Source organism: Xanthomarina maritima, assembly GCF_008084905.1.
GTDB lineage: Bacteria > Bacteroidota > Bacteroidia > Flavobacteriales > Flavobacteriaceae > Xanthomarina > Xanthomarina maritima.
Genome location: NZ_VSFC01000030.1, coordinates 15,679 through 30,698, shown reverse-complemented (window position 1 = coordinate 30,698; position 15,020 = coordinate 15,679). Strand labels below are relative to the sequence as shown.

The following is a 15,020-nucleotide window of genomic DNA, read 5'->3' as shown; positions in this document are numbered from 1 at the left end:
TTAAAACTGAAAATAAATAAATTCCTGTTCTTTCCCTCCAAAAATAAAGATGGTTATGACAATTACATAATAGATTGTAAGTCTGACCCATCTGGGATAGGATAGCCATAACTTTTCAATGGCAAATAATTGCCTTCTTCCAAACCATTCAACAGTTATAAAAAGCATTAATAAAATAATTAAATATCTCGGTCTGCTTTCAGGCACACTAAAAAACGTCCACTGAAACATTCTAAGCACGTAATCAAATGCTTGAACCACGGTGTCAGACCTAAAAAACACCCAGGCAATCAGTGTCAAGCCAAATGTAAGCCCTATGGATGCAATTTCTTTAAAGGTAGGTAAAGAGCTGTTTGCAGCAACAACATCAGTATGCATTCGGTTCTTTTTCATTATTAACAAGGGTAAAAAATAACAGGCATTAAGTACACCCCAAATCATAAAGGTCCAGTTAGCCCCATGCCAAAAACCACTCACAATAAAAATGATAAACACATTCCTAACTTGTGACCATTTAGAGCCTCTGGAACCTCCTAAGGGAATATAGACATAATCTCTAAACCAGGTTGATAAAGAGATGTGCCATCTACGCCAAAACTCAGCAATATCTCTTGAGAAATAGGGAACCGCAAAGTTCTGTTTTAAATTAAAACCAAAGAGTCTTGAAGTTCCTATAGCAATGTCTGAATAGCCAGAAAAATCACCGTAGATTTGAAAGGCAAAAAAGATAGCTCCTACCCATAAGGTACTCGCAGAATATTCGGTGTAATTGTCAAAAATAACATTGGCAAATTGAGCACAATTATCAGCAATCACTATTTTCTTAAACAAGCCCCAAAGTATTTGTCTCAAACCATCCACAGCATTGGAATAGTTAAACTGTCTTTTTTTATAGAATTGTGGCAGTAAATTGGATGCTCTTTCTATAGGGCCCGCCACCAATTGAGGAAAAAAACTAACAAACGCAGCAAAGGCAATGGGGTCCTTTGTGGGCTTTAATTTTCTTCTATAGATATCGATGGTATAACTTAAGGTTTGAAAGGTGTAGAAACTGATGCCTACGGGTAAAATGATGTTTAGAGTATTGGGTTGAATCTCTCGCCCAAAAAATGAAAATGCTTCTACAAAATTGTCAACAAAAAAGTTGTAATACTTAAAGAACCCTAGCAAACCAATATTAACACAGATACTGGTCCATAAAAGGGCTTTTCTTTGCTTCTCAATACTTGTTTTTTGAAGCAGGATGCCAATTGTATAGTCTATTAGGGTACTGAACAAAATCAACCCTAAAAAGCGATAATCCCACCAGCCATAAAACACATAGCTTGCTACAACAATTAAAACATTCTGTAATCTTAAACTTTTTTGCACAACAAGCCAGTAAAGCACAAACACAATAGGTAAAAAAATGGCAAAATCTATAGAGTTAAATAGCATATATAATTTTTATCTATTATTAATAAAATAACATTCAGAGCATGCTCCTGGTTTAAATAATATCTGTTCTATTTTCATTTTGCTAATTTATCTCTTAGTTTCATAAAAGGTATTTCTATAAATTTATATAAAAGTATTGATCCCAAAATAATAACTACCCAATATGCAATATACCTTAAATATTCAAATTCTTTCAAGTCCTCAGGAAACATTGTTAGTATATAGTTTTGTACAAGACTTAGATTGATTAAATACATTGAATATGAAATAAGGCTTATAATAGTAACCCATTTAAAAACAAACCCTTTCCCATTTTTATATTGACTTAAAAATGGAAGAGTCATTAAAGTAGCTATTGATGAGATTGTAAATGAAAATACGGATTTATAAATCCCAAATCCAATGTTACTAACAAACAAATGAAGGTTTTTTTCTAACCAAAAAATGACAACCCCTATTATTAATAATATCAATTTATATTTAACCCAATATTCTTTATAATAAAATGATATATATGCCCCTATAACTCCAAACATTAAACTATCTAATCTGGTAATCACCTGTTTTCTAAACCCTCTATCCCAGTCTTTTAGACTATCTATTGGAAACTCCATCAATTTATAATATCTGAAATAAGTAACTAAAATTAAAATTGAAACAGAGACTATTAATACTGCTTTTTTGGGCTTCATTTTTAACATTCCAACCAATGCAAACATTAAAACCGGAACAACTAAATAAAACCATTCTTCTATTGATAAACTCCATGCCTCTGGAAAAAAATAAGGATGATTATAATATAAATTTTGAATGAAAAATACATACTTTATTTTTTCGGATAAACTATCTTGAATATGACCCGTATAGAGAAATGGAAATACTATAACCAATAAAAATAAGATAAAAAAATAATTAGGAAGTGTACGTAACCATCTACGCATCCAAAAATTATAAAGCGTTTTAAAAGTTGCTTTTTGATTCTCTAAAATTTTAATTAGAATCCCACCTATTAAAAAACCACTTAAAACAAAAAAAACTGAAACTCCATCAAAATCTAAATGCATTGAAACATCTCTTATAAAATTACCATATGGCAATACTTTAATACCATGCCCTATAACAACAAACATTATAGCCAAAGCACGTAAAATATCTAATCCGTAAATTCTATTTTCAAAATGACTATCAATTTTAAATAATGCTTTAATCATGTTTATCATCCTCATTAATAAGTCTTTTTTTAACTTTAATATCAAATTATTTCATACTCTTTTCCCAAACTTTTTAAATACAATTCCATTGTTTTAAAAACTTCTTTTTCAATCGTATACTCCTTTAACACATATTCTCTAAATTGTATTCCCAAATTTTCATTTTCAACTTTTGTTCTTGACATTTGATTCAATAGTGCTTGGATCCATGATTTAACACACCCTGCTTTAACCAAATAGTCAGGATATACTTGTAATTGATCTTTTATACCTGAGATATTCGATCCTAAAACTATTTTCGCACAAGCCATGGCTTCTAAAAGTGATACTGGAGATCCTTCCTTTCTGCCTTTATTTAAAGTAGGTAATACCACTACTTCGGCCAGACTTAAATAGTCCTGAATATTATTTTGTTTCCCACAAAACAACACCTTTTCTTTTAAATCCAATTTATCTGCTAAAGCAATTATCTCTTGTCCATAGGCATTGCTATGATCTCCAACAATGATTAGTTTCCAATCTGGACATTGACTATGGATTCTATGAAAAGCTTGAATCAAGATTTCTATGCCTTTTACAGGGACTAAATTTGCCACGCACATAAGAATGCGTTGGTTTGGTTCTATCTGCCATTTATTTGCTAAGGTTTTATTTTTTATTCGAGGCTTAAAGGCTTCCACATCTACCCCTCTGGGAATTAAAACTGTTTTACTTGAATTTTTAAAGAACAATTCTAACATATCGGTGTTTTGAGCTGCTATAGCCGTTGCTAAAAAACTTCTCAATTTCCATGCGTTTTTTGAAGACCCTCCCCAATTCATGTTCTTCTTTGTATAAACCCATTTAATGCCTGCCATTTTCGCTGCTAAAGGCTCGGAATAATCAGCCGCATAATGAAAACTATGTATGATGTCTGGACCAATTTCTTTCAATTTCTTGCTAATTTGATAACACGCTTTCAAGCCTTTTAGATAAGGCCTCATTGGGGTTGTAAAATTTAGAATATGAATTGGAATACCAGATTGTTCGACTGTTTTAAAAAAAGCACCTTTTGCATGCATGCAGGCAATATGGACTTCAAAGCGATCTGGGTCTAGTCTTTTAGCCACATGTAACAAAGCCTTTCCACTACCAGCCGTATCGAAATTAGGTATTGTAAATAATACTTTTATCATTTTAATAAGGCATAAAGGGTAAATAGTGGCCATTTTAAATCCTGTTGCTTGGTATCATGCATCTTTAATAGTTTTTCAATGGCAGACCGTTCAAATCCATAGGGAGATAAGTCTGCATCTAGCAAGCGTTCTGTAAAAAGTGGTTTTAGGTCTTCTCTGAGCCAAGTTGATAAAGGTATTGAGAATCCTTTTTTAACCGTTTCTTCAGGAACGGATGGGATGCGTTTATGCAAGACATTTTTCAATAATTGCTTGCGTTTGTTCTTTCCGGAACTTAATAAAGGATCGATTTGCAAACTAACTTCTATCATCTGTTTGTCTAAAAACGGCACTCTCACTTCCAGACTGTTTTCCATACTGGCTAAATCAACTTTTCTCAGTGTTTTTTGCATCATTCCATAAAACTCAGCATGACGCATAGTTTGTAATAAGTCTCTAGGATCTTTTGTGTTATTATAACCATATACCTGATATGCTTTCGGTAATGAAACGTCACTTAATTCTGGTGCTACAGCTTCTAACCACTCCTTTCTAAATCTGGAATGTAAGCCTTGGTGTGCCTCTCCCTGTCTTTTAGATAGAAGGACCGAATTCACTCTTTTATTGGATGTTGTATATTTATCAAAACCATATATCGCTTTACGAATCAGTTCTGGTTGATGTTGGTATGTAATATTTTTACCCACACTCCAAAAGCGTTCGTAACCAAAAAAAAGTTCATCGCCTCCATCACCACTTAAAGCTACTGTCACCTTCTTTTTAGCTAATTTAGAGACTAAATAGGATGGCAAAATACTAAAATCTGCCATAGGTTCGTGTAAGGCTTTCATGGCTTCATCCCAATAAGTGAGCATTTCTTTGGCATTTAAATTCCAGATGGTTTGTTGCAACTCTAAAGCCTCAGCAAATTGCTTGGCACGTAAGGATTCATCGTGTATTTTACTATCAGACCCTATGGTAAATACCTGAGCCTTATTGTGGTATTTTTTTATAGAAGTTCCAATTAAAGAAGAATCGACTCCACCAGATAGAAAGGCACCTAAAGGCACATCAGACAGTAGTTGATTTTGCACACAGGAATCTAATATGGATTCGATATGAGATTCGGCTTCACTTGAATTAGTGATAATTGGTTTTTGATTTACTGGCAATTCCCAGTAACGAAGATGTTCTTTTACTCCTTTACTATTAAAGGTGACTATTTCTCCAGGTAACACCTGATACGTATCTTCGTGCAGTCCAAAAGGTGCTGGTACAAAATGTTGTTGTAAATATAATTTTAGAACTTGTGAATTAACAGATTTATTGACAAAACTAGGATGAGAAATTACCTGGTCGTACTGACTAGCAGCTACAAGTGTTTTGCAATCCCAGCCAAAAAATAAAGGCTTAATGCCTGCAAAATCTCTGACCAGACTTAATTCTCGAGTTTCATGATTGAAGATTGTCATGGCAAACATGCCATTAAGGGCTTGAACGGTTCTCTCAATACCCCAGGCTTCTAAGCATACTGTGATGGTTTCTGTATCGCTATGACCTCTATACCTGTTGAAATCTAATTTTTTTCTTAAGTCTAAATGGTTATATATCTCTCCATTGAATACTATAGTATATTTTTTATTAGGGCTTTGCATGGGTTGTTGCCCTGCATCTGAAGTATCTAATATAGCTAGTCTGTTAAATCCCATTTGTAAATAAGATTCTGCCAATAAGTAACCTTGACTATCTGGTCCCCTAGTATGGGACAGCTCTAAAAGTCTTAAAAAAGCTTTTTTTTCAAGAGCTTTAACAGATGATACATTATATTCAGCTAAAAATCCACACATACAAAAATTTAATTATCCTTTATTTAAGTTTATATAAAATGGCCAAGAGCATATTTATAGCGTGAGCTGTTTCTGAGCTAGGAGAACCTTTAAAACCTTGCAATACATCCTCTATAAAACTCTTTGGTAAAAAATTATCAGTATTCAATTTTTCAAAGGTATTATCTAATTGTATTTGATTATTTTCTCCTAAAAATTGTAATTCCCAATTGCGTAGCACATGTTTTTTACCTTTAGTTTGATTAGCAATTCGCTTCAATTTATTTCCTATTTTATAAGGCATATTATAAGGCGTTTTATTCCATTTGTAATTTGTTAAATTAAAGGGAATCTGCTCTTGCCAAGTTATTTTAGCCAGTTTTGGAGCTCTTTTTTTTATATAAGCAATCTGCAATTGTCTGCCTTCAAGATAATTTTCTGGAATGGCACATATAAACTCACACATCCGATTGTCATAATAAGGCAAACTGACAGGGTGCTTCGCACTAAAGATAGATAAATTAATGGAGGTCCATCGGGGTGCCCAATACAAGCTTTTAAAAGCACGTAGTTTGGCATTGGTATCATCAATCTTAATGTCATTTAATAAATTTTCAATTCTTGCTTTAAAATAACTTTTAAATTCTCCTTCCAAGCCCCAGGTTTCCCAGAGCTTTGTAGCTAAGGTCATTCCTCCTTTTTTAATCAGTTTCTGTTGGATTACTTCCAGTTCTTCCTCTTTAGAAAGTTGTGGTAATTTCATAGAATCAAATAAGACATCTCCCCAATGCCCCAAACTAAAATGGTTACCCATCGTATCAAAAGCATCATAAATGCCCATTTGTCTAGGAGAGGTGAAGTCTGAATAACATTCATTTAACTCGGATAGTGTATCTAATGTTTCCCACAAGTAACCGTTCGAAATGGTAAATGGTTTAAAATCAAAACTACAAGTCTCTGCTATTTGCTTTGCTATTTTAGTTTCCTCATACCCATTTTCAAATTGATAGCTATAGGAAAACACTTCTGCTTCTATACGTTTTAAAGCTACAGCTTGAGTGCGACTATCTAGTCCTCCAGATAAAGGAAGTATCACTTTTTTACCAGCTGTTTGTTCTTTAATTATGGTTTCGAATAATTCTGAAAATTCATCTAAAGTCTGCTTAAATGTAATGTCTCTGGGAGTATAATGCCACTCAAACCAGGGCTTTGTTTCCAACAACTTATTCTTTTCATCAATGATATTAATACTTGCGGGCTTTAAAACCACTTCATCTTTCCAATAGGTATCCTGATCTAAAAAAAAGCCAATGGCAGCAAATACACAAATAGCTTCCAAATGCAGTTCATGCTCTGCATGAACCTTAGCAAAGGTTTGTTTGACTGGGATAATTGGCGTTTTTAATTGCATAAATGGTCTTGAGAGCTAATATAGGTATTATCTAAAAAATGAAAAATGTAAAGAAAGGAATTATCCTTACATAATAAACTCTTAAAGAACATAATACCTCTTAATCAATTATTTCTATTCATAAGCTCCTCATATAACTGCAAGAACTGTTGAATACTTTGGTCTGAATCAAAATGGTACTTTACAAAATCATGAGCTCGTTGGGTCATATCGTTTATTTCATTTTCAGGCGTTTGTGAAAACTCTAATATAGTATCAGCTAATAATTGAGCGTTTCTTATTGGAACCAACCAGCCTGTTTCTTTTGGAATTACAACCTCAGCCATACCTCCACAATCTGTAGAAATAACTGGCAATCCAAGAGCCATGGCTTCAAGAACAACATTCGCAATCCCCTCTTCCAAACTTGGCAAGATTAAAACATCAAAATCATTCATGAATTGAAACAATTCTAATTGGGTCATTCCTTTTAAAAACGTTATTTTTTTATTTAGTTCTAGTTGATGAGTCTGAAATAAAATCTCTTCAGACATAGTATTAGAACTAACAATTGTATAATTAAAATCAAATTCTTGCTTTTTTAATAGATTGCAGGCATCAATAGCATACTTATATCCTTTTTTCCAATGAAAGCGACCCACAGACAGGATTTTTAATGGTTGATTATTCTTCCTTTTAAACTTGAATTGATCAAGCGTTTTTTTAGGAAGTGGTGAATGAATCACTTTTATTTTTGATGCTTCTGCATTATATTTTTGAGCTTCTATAGCAATAGCTTCAGAAACAGCGTGAAACTCATCTACTAATGGAAAACATGCTTTATAAATATTCGCCATTCTAGGTTCAACGATAGGCGTGTAGTTTATATGAGCTCCTCTTAAACTAATGATCATTGGTATTTTAAATCTTGTTTTTAAGAACATATAAAATTCAATATCTCGCGCCCACTGAATATGCATGATATCTGGTCTATATAATACTATGGGTAGAAACTTTGAGAACCAGACCCATTGGTCATAAAATCGAGAATAATTTTTTACTTCCTGAAACAACGCAATTACATCATTTGGCCGCTTTAATAACAATTGTAAAACCCGCCAAATAGTAAACAGTAAGTTTAAAAAGTGAGAATAAGGTGTTTTATAAAGAGTTATATTTTTAGAGGTATACGTTTTTGGGGTTTCTGCAACCCCAAATAAATACACCTGATGATGCTTAGCAACCCCCTCTATAAGCCCCTCTATAAAAGTTGAACTGGGTATAGCTCCAGAAAATATAGCAATTTTAAGTTTTTTCATTTAAAACTATTTTTAATTACCCCTTTTTTGACAAGTACTGATATGCCATACCTACAAGGAAGTGCATTTTTATTTTCAAAAAAAAAACATTGATACTTTATTTTTTACTTCTTTCAAATTTATAATTTCTTTGTCTTAATAAAAGGATACTGATAAAATTATTTTTTAGTTTCATTCTCAATTGACTTCTTATGCTAAAATAGAACTGAAACTTCCCTTTTTCTTGATAATTTTTATTTCATATATATATTAATTGAGATTTTTTTTAATGACATAAACATATTTATTAAATCAAAATATAACTGTAGTATGGCAATGTAACACATCCTATTTTAATCGAAACACAACTATAGTTATATTAACAACTTACAGAACAACATGTTCATTATAGCTAAAAATTAAAGACCTGTAGGAAAATTTAATTATATTAACCCTCTTAAAATTGTAGAACGAGTTGCTGTACTTATTAGATAAACTCTACTTATATTGATTTTGATGTAAACCCTATTTAAAGATGAAGTGTATAGTTACTGTTAGAGGCCATTTTGATTATCCAACATTTGTAGTGGTAGATTTGGATTCTGGTAAAATCACTGATAAAAAACAATACAAAGAATTGTTTACTGAGATTATTCCAAATAATAAATTGGGCTTTACTGGTATTAAAAGAATCAATAATGGCTTTTGGACAGCAACCTGGGATAGATTAATTCGGTTTTCATTGCCAAATTTAAATGTTGAAGAAGTAATAAGTCATCACCAATTTTCTGATGTTCATGGTTTGTGCATTTCAAATAATAAACTTCTTTTAGCAAATACAAATTTAGATGCTATTTTTGAAGTCGATTTAGAATCTAAAATGGTAGCCCCATTTTGGTTTGGATGGAGCCTAAACAAAAAAACTGAAAAAGAATTACATAAAAATTATAATAGTGAAACTAACTATAATATAATGACTAAAAAAGAGTCTCTTTTTCACCGTCTTCATATCAATAGTGTGCATTTATCTTCTAAAAAAACGTTTATTTCTTATCTGGGCTCTAGTACTTCTAAATACAATTACATTAAAAAAAAATTAGGTATTAATAGAAAAAGAGATGGTGGCCTCGTTGTTTTAAATGAAAAAAAACAGCGTATTAAGCACTTTAAATGTGAAGGACTTCATGACTCCTTTGAAATAAATAACGAATTAGCTTTTACGCAATATTTTAGTAATTCACTTTTTGTTGTTAATCCTGTTACTTTAAAACGTAAAATTGTTTCTTTAGAGATGAGCAAAGAGCTAAATAATTTTTTTTTAACAAGAGGAGGGTATCAAATAAATGAAAACGAAATAGTTGTAGGCCATACTTTGAGACATGGATGGACTATGAAGGAACCTTATAGCTTGATTAGGTTTTATAATTTAGAAGGCAAATTCTTAAAAAAAGAGATTAAACTTCAAGGTGTTGTGGGTATTTATGAGTTTTGTGAGATATAACAGCATCAAAAAATAGTGGTTAATTATTCTTTAAAGCTTCTTAAACATTGGATTTAGAATATTTAGGGATTCTATTAATCATATATTTTAAAAAATAGAGATCGTTATAAATGAAGCTGTAATATAAAGCAAGTAATACTATTCTATATTTAGAATGATGCCCTAACTCAATTTTTCGATGTGTCTTTAATGCATCACTATAAGTTTTACTGGAAATAATTTCAGGGAATTCTTTTCTAAAATCTTTTAACAATTTCCGTGAAGCCTCATACTGAGCTGTTTTATCTACAGTTACAGATTGCCTATCTTTTTTACGGTTCATTTTTACTAACACTTTTGGGATGCCATAAATCTGCGACACCAAAGAAAACCTTAAAACATAATCCCAATCAGAATTGAAATTACCATAGGTATTTTTAAAAGTCAATCCCTTGCTTTGATGAACCGATTTTCTAAAAAACATACAGGTATTTACAACCTTATTTTGATTCACATATAAATACTTAAACAAGTCTTTTCCTTGAGGAAACGTCTTATCCTTTACTAAAATACCAGGAAACATAATTTTAACATTCGTACCTATAAACTCAGTAATTCCAGAGACCAAACCTACTTCGGGACGTTCTTGCATGATGGTAATCTGCCATTCTAAGCGCTCAGGAACATAGATATCATCCTGTTCAGCCATGGCTATCAAATCACTCTTCGCTGAAGTTAAAGATATGAGCTTATTCACATTATCTGCTAAACCCAAGTTTGTTTGATTTTCAATAATCTTTATCCTAGAGTCTTGAAAAGATTCTGCAATGGATTTAGAGTTATCTTTGGTTCCATCAATCCCTATCAACAACTCAAAATAAGGATAGGTTTGATTAAGTAAGCTTTCTAAAGTCGCTTTTATGGTTTCTTCTCCATTGTAAACTGGCAAAATAACGCTTAACAAAGGGTGTTTATTTGGCATGAAAAGATTGTTTTAATGTTACCAACCTCTTAACTAAGGGGTGGTGTAATTTTAATAACTTCCATTGATTTTTAGGATGCAACTGCCAGAACAACTCCTTATAATACAACTTATAAACCAAGTCTTTATCTGGAATCTCTCTTTGCTTATTAACGGCACTGGCTTGCTTGTCATGCAATCTAAAACTGGCCAAAGTTTCATCAATAAAACCTATATCGAAACAAGTCATTACGCGATACCAATAATCACTATCTAAAGCCTGTTGTAATTCTTCATTAAAATAACCAACGGTATCAAAACAAGTTTTTTTAAGTAAAACATTAGTAGGCTCTCCAATTTTATTTTTAGGAGAATTTAAAAACTGTTTGTCTTTTAAATAGGCTTTCCCGGAAAGAATTCCCGATACTACTTTTAGATCTTCCCAGTACAGATGTAAATTACTGTAATAAGCAATAAACTCTTTAAGTTTTGGAGTTAATTGGCTATAAATAAAATCACGTTTACTGTAAACCATCCCCAGTTGCGGATTTGCCAAAGCCAAAGCCATCATTTTAGAAATACAATGAGCATCTAAAACATCGTCTTGAAACAAAAATTTAATATACTCGCCATGTGCCTTATGCACACAGTTATTCCAATTAGCTCCAATCCCCTGTGGCTCATGATGATATACGTGAATAGGTATTTTAGTCTTCGTTTTATAAGAATCTACAATTCTTAAACTACCATCTTTTGAAGCATCGTCTGAAACAATAATTTCTAAATGAGGATACGTTTGATTGATTGCCGATTCTAATGCTTCAACTAAATATACTTCACCATTATAAGTTGGAATACATATAGAAACTAAAGGATATGTTAAAGAGTTGCTTTTCATTTAAAAAGTGAAGTCATCAATTTTAGCAATTTATTGTTTAAATACATGAAAACCAAACACTCTTTTTATTAATAAATTTAGAGCATGTTTTCTACTTCTTAATAAAGCTTCTAGATTTTTATTGGCTTCTAAAAGCTTGTTATAAGTTTTAATATAAACATCACTATGCTTTTGCAAAACATAATTATTAGAATACGAAACTTGTTCTGGTGTCATACTTTTAATCATAGATCCCTCTTTAACACGATAATAAAACCCAACCATTTCAAGTTTTTTTACATTTCCACCACGTTTTAAAAGATTGATCCAAAACTCCCAATCTTCGAGGCCATATTTCATATTTGAATCATATCCTCCTATTTTTTCCCAATCGTCTCTTTTAAAAAGTGCTGTGCAAAATATTTTATTTGACTGTAAAAGGGAATTAAAAGTGTATTCTGGCAAATTCCACAACCCAGTTTTGGCTCCAAAAAACTCGGCTTGACAATACACAACTTTTAAAGACTTATCATCTAAAAACTCTTGCACTCCTAATGCTATATAATTAGGGGCCACTTTATCATCTGCATCTAAAGGTAATATATAAAATCCTTTTGTAACACGAATACCTGAGTTTCTAGCTTCACTTAATCCTTTATTTTGCTGTTCTATATAAATAAATCGATTATCGTTTTCAACCCATTTCGCTGCTAAATCCTTAGTATTATCCACACTCCCATCATTTATAATAATACATTCCCAATGGGTGTAAGTTTGCTCTAATACAGATGTTAAAGCTTCATCCAGGTATTCTGCTTGGTTATAACAAGGAACTATAACTGAAACTAAGTTGGTGTTCATGAATTTTTAAGTGTTTTTTTAATAACTTTATTTAATCGATACATGCCTATATATTTCATTTTATGAAACTTTGTTTTAACTAAAAATTCTTGTGCTTTTATTAAGAACAATTGCTTCTGTGAATATAAACCAGATTTATAAATACGACTTAAAAGGTTTTTTATTTCTCTTCTAAAAGAATGATAATTTGGAAATATATAATTCTCTAAAAAATAATAAATAAAGTTTCTAAATGCCTGTTTATTTTCTTTTTTTGATAGAATTTCTGAAATATGCTTATCGAAAAAAAGTAATAAATTATCCAGTACAGATAAAATATGTGACTTGTTGTGTATTTTATTAGGGACTACTCTATAATAATTATCAATAACAGATAAGCGTTCAAACACATATTCATTTTTCAATACAGATAGATGAAAATCTATATCCTGGAAACGCAATAATTGTTCATCAAAAGGGTTTGAGTTAACGACCTCTCTCTGCCACAACACGCTTAATGTTGATGTCCATGGTAATTCATATTTTAGAAAACTTAAATAATAAGCTTTAGTAGATGGGAATAATGGATCCCTATTTAAAACCTTCAAACTAAAATCTCCTTTATATAACAATGCCGTACTTGCAATTACAAAATCTAAATCTTTATTGGTTTGAAACAAGTCCATTCTATTTTTCAAACAGCAAGCTGTAATAACATCATCCGAATCTATAAATAACACATACGTCCCATTACTATTTTCAAAGCCGAAATTCCTACAGGCATTAGCACCTTTTGGTTTTGACACAGGTCGTTTAAAAAATTTAAAACGCTTATCCTCTTTTATGTATGATTGTATTAACTCCTCGGTGTTATCTGTAGAACCATCATCCACCACAAGACACTCCCAGTTGGTATATGTTTGTTGCTTGATACTATCTAGCGTTTCTCTAATGAGATCCACTCTATTATACGATGGGATTATGATGGAAACTAAAGAGTTCATATTTGTTATATCTCTTTACTGCATTTATAGATCATTTCAGATTCAATTAATCCATATTTAAAACAGGATTCTTTAGTTAAAGTTTGGGCAAAATCATCTACACATACCTTAAAACCTACATTTTCTAATCTTTGTTTATAATCTAACCCGTAAACACGAACATGGTCATGTTGTCCAAAAGCAACTTCTTTTGCTTCTGGTGTAATAATAGTAAAATCTTCATAGGTGTTTATTAAATTTGGATCTAATGGCACTTGAAGAATACCAAACCCTCCTGGTTTCATGACTCTAAATAACTCTGTCATAGCAAGCTTATCATTGGGTATATGTTCAAGTACATGGTTACAAAGAATAAAATCAAACGAATTATCCTCATAAGGGATTGAAGTAATATCCACTTTCTCAATTTGAACCTGCTCATTATAATTAAAATATTCTGGGTATAAATCACAAGGTATGTAGTTTATATTATTTGATTTTATAAATTCATTAAAAAAAATTCGCTCTGGTGCAAAATGAAGCACTTTTATCGGCTTATTTCCTTCAAAAAAATTAAGTTTTTCATTTAAATATTTCCAAAGTAAGCGGTGTCGTTCTAAAGAACCACACTTTAAACATTCGGCATTCTCTCTTTCTACTACTCCATAACTTTTAAAAATTTTAAATTGAGAATGACATATAGGACATTCTACTGCATTACCGGAATACCTTCTTTTATTTATGTTTGAATAATACTGCTTTAAAATAAATTTAGGTAGGTACTTTTTTATTCTTTGTTTCATAATTTTTATATGCTAACTATAATCAACTTTTCTTTTATATTAAAGAATCCTCACAGCTACATGCGCATAATAAGTTTTTTTAGAAGCTGTGGCCGCTAAGACTTCGAAGGATACATTATAAGCCTTACAGTAATCTTCGAAAGCACGAAACTCATGTAACATGCTTGAAAATTCATCAAAAATGATGACTGATCCTTTTTTAAGAATACCATGTGCCATGGTTAAAACATATAAGGTTGAAGAATACAAGTCAGCATCAATATTAATAACCACGGTGTTTTCTAATTGATATGCCTCTAAAAAACCTGGAAGGGTGTCTTGAAAGAGCCCCTTATAAAAATGCACACGAGCATCATCAATATGTGGCAGTTCCCCTTTCACATCAAAAAACCCTTTTTGTAAGCCTCCTGTAAAATTATCCCAGCTTTCTGGCAAGCCACTAAAAGTATCAAATCCATGAAATTCAGATGTGGCATGGGTATTTAATTGAGACCAATACTTGATACTAGCCCCTTTAAACACACCAAACTCACAATAGGCAATAGCCTCATTGTTTAAGACCTGATTGATATAATCGTACAAGTGATGTCTGCTTGCTAAAAACTTCACATCTTTTCCATAGGCCTTATGAAAGGTTTCTAGTTTGGGCAACCAGACTAAGTATCTCAGCTTTTCAGAATCTGGTAATAGTTTAGATAAGGCTTTTTTAAACGTGGTGGTTAATTTGGCATTCATGTATTTGATTAGTTTTCTTTAATTC

General features: G+C 31.7%; 13 protein-coding genes. 1 reads left to right on the top strand and 12 read right to left on the bottom strand.

Going from position 1 to position 15,020, the window contains the following annotated elements:
* The 6 genes from FVF61_RS05860 to FVF61_RS05835 form a co-directional block, all read right to left on the bottom strand.
* A complete protein-coding gene (locus tag FVF61_RS05860) occupies positions 1 to 1,437 on the bottom strand; it encodes an MBOAT family O-acyltransferase (RefSeq protein WP_148454326.1) in 1,437 nt (478 codons plus the stop codon).
* Positions 1,438 to 1,511: 74 nt separating this feature from the next.
* Entirely contained in the window at positions 1,512 to 2,648 is a 1,137-nt protein-coding gene (locus FVF61_RS05855) for an acyltransferase family protein (RefSeq protein ID WP_158635185.1), read from the bottom strand.
* A gap of 41 nt (positions 2,649 to 2,689) precedes the next feature.
* Positions 2,690 to 3,823 carry a glycosyltransferase gene (locus FVF61_RS05850; protein ID WP_158635184.1) on the bottom strand — a complete coding sequence of 378 codons (1,134 nt, stop codon included), beginning with the start codon at positions 3,821 to 3,823 and terminating at the stop codon, positions 2,690 to 2,692.
* Positions 3,820 to 5,649 carry an asparagine synthase (glutamine-hydrolyzing) gene (gene asnB / locus FVF61_RS05845; RefSeq protein ID WP_148454320.1) on the bottom strand — a complete coding sequence of 610 codons (1,830 nt, stop codon included), beginning with the start codon at positions 5,647 to 5,649 and terminating at the stop codon, positions 3,820 to 3,822. The genes FVF61_RS05850 and asnB overlap by 4 nt, the downstream gene beginning before the upstream one ends.
* Before the next feature lie 19 nt (positions 5,650 to 5,668).
* Complete coding sequence (locus FVF61_RS05840) at positions 5,669 to 7,039, bottom strand: asparagine synthase-related protein (RefSeq protein WP_148454318.1); 1,371 nt, start codon at positions 7,037 to 7,039, stop codon at positions 5,669 to 5,671.
* A 104-nt stretch (positions 7,040 to 7,143) separates the two neighbouring features.
* The gene (locus FVF61_RS05835) at positions 7,144 to 8,337 is read right to left on the bottom strand and encodes a glycosyltransferase family 4 protein (protein WP_148454316.1); all 1,194 of its coding nucleotides are present in this window, start codon (positions 8,335 to 8,337) and stop codon (positions 7,144 to 7,146) included.
* 514 nt (positions 8,338 to 8,851) lie between these two features.
* Between FVF61_RS05835 and FVF61_RS05830 the strand changes: the two genes are divergently transcribed.
* Positions 8,852 to 9,817: a hypothetical protein gene (locus tag FVF61_RS05830; RefSeq protein WP_148454314.1), complete on the top strand. Its 966-nt coding sequence runs from the start codon at positions 8,852 to 8,854 to the stop codon at positions 9,815 to 9,817.
* A gap of 40 nt (positions 9,818 to 9,857) precedes the next feature.
* On the opposite strand, the gene FVF61_RS05825 is transcribed toward FVF61_RS05830, so the two are convergent.
* The 6 genes from FVF61_RS05825 to FVF61_RS05800 are packed head-to-tail and all read right to left on the bottom strand — an operon-like array spanning position 9,858 to position 14,995.
* Entirely contained in the window at positions 9,858 to 10,778 is a 921-nt protein-coding gene (locus FVF61_RS05825) for a glycosyltransferase family 2 protein (RefSeq protein ID WP_148454312.1), read from the bottom strand.
* Complete coding sequence (locus FVF61_RS05820) at positions 10,768 to 11,655, bottom strand: glycosyltransferase family 2 protein (protein WP_148454310.1); 888 nt, start codon at positions 11,653 to 11,655, stop codon at positions 10,768 to 10,770. The genes FVF61_RS05825 and FVF61_RS05820 overlap by 11 nt, the downstream gene beginning before the upstream one ends.
* Before the next feature lie 30 nt (positions 11,656 to 11,685).
* Entirely contained in the window at positions 11,686 to 12,495 is an 810-nt protein-coding gene (locus tag FVF61_RS05815; protein ID WP_148454308.1) for a glycosyltransferase family 2 protein, read from the bottom strand.
* A complete protein-coding gene (locus FVF61_RS05810) occupies positions 12,492 to 13,478 on the bottom strand; it encodes a glycosyltransferase family 2 protein (protein WP_148454306.1) in 987 nt (328 codons plus the stop codon). The genes FVF61_RS05815 and FVF61_RS05810 overlap by 4 nt, the downstream gene beginning before the upstream one ends.
* A gap of 5 nt (positions 13,479 to 13,483) precedes the next feature.
* Positions 13,484 to 14,260, bottom strand: coding sequence for a class I SAM-dependent methyltransferase (locus tag FVF61_RS05805; RefSeq protein ID WP_148454304.1), 777 nt, complete (start codon positions 14,258 to 14,260; stop codon positions 13,484 to 13,486).
* A 39-nt stretch (positions 14,261 to 14,299) separates the two neighbouring features.
* Positions 14,300 to 14,995 carry a TylF/MycF/NovP-related O-methyltransferase gene (locus tag FVF61_RS05800; protein ID WP_148454302.1) on the bottom strand — a complete coding sequence of 232 codons (696 nt, stop codon included), beginning with the start codon at positions 14,993 to 14,995 and terminating at the stop codon, positions 14,300 to 14,302.
* Positions 14,996 to 15,020: the final 25 nt, after the last annotated feature.

Bases quoted from the DNA above. Each gene is read 5' to 3' on its own strand.
- asnB (WP_148454320.1), bottom strand. From the start codon at position 5,649: ATGTGTGGATTTTTAGCTGAATATAATGTATCATCTGTTAAAGCTCTT.
- FVF61_RS05840 (WP_148454318.1), bottom strand. From the start codon at position 7,039: ATGCAATTAAAAACGCCAATTATCCCAGTCAAACAAACCTTTGCTAAG.
- FVF61_RS05820 (WP_148454310.1), bottom strand. From the start codon at position 11,655: ATGAAAAGCAACTCTTTAACATATCCTTTAGTTTCTATATGTATTCCA.
- FVF61_RS05860 (WP_148454326.1), bottom strand. From the start codon at position 1,437: ATGCTATTTAACTCTATAGATTTTGCCATTTTTTTACCTATTGTGTTT.
- FVF61_RS05855 (WP_158635185.1), bottom strand. From the start codon at position 2,648: ATGATTAAAGCATTATTTAAAATTGATAGTCATTTTGAAAATAGAATT.
- FVF61_RS05810 (WP_148454306.1), bottom strand. From the start codon at position 13,478: ATGAACTCTTTAGTTTCCATCATAATCCCATCGTATAATAGAGTGGAT.
- FVF61_RS05805 (WP_148454304.1), bottom strand. From the start codon at position 14,260: ATGAAACAAAGAATAAAAAAGTACCTACCTAAATTTATTTTAAAGCAG.
- FVF61_RS05815 (WP_148454308.1), bottom strand. From the start codon at position 12,495: ATGAACACCAACTTAGTTTCAGTTATAGTTCCTTGTTATAACCAAGCA.
- FVF61_RS05850 (WP_158635184.1), bottom strand. From the start codon at position 3,823: ATGATAAAAGTATTATTTACAATACCTAATTTCGATACGGCTGGTAGT.
- FVF61_RS05835 (WP_148454316.1), bottom strand. From the start codon at position 8,337: ATGAAAAAACTTAAAATTGCTATATTTTCTGGAGCTATACCCAGTTCA.
- FVF61_RS05800 (WP_148454302.1), bottom strand. From the start codon at position 14,995: ATGAATGCCAAATTAACCACCACGTTTAAAAAAGCCTTATCTAAACTA.
- FVF61_RS05825 (WP_148454312.1), bottom strand. From the start codon at position 10,778: ATGCCAAATAAACACCCTTTGTTAAGCGTTATTTTGCCAGTTTACAAT.
- FVF61_RS05830 (WP_148454314.1), top strand. From the start codon at position 8,852: ATGAAGTGTATAGTTACTGTTAGAGGCCATTTTGATTATCCAACATTT.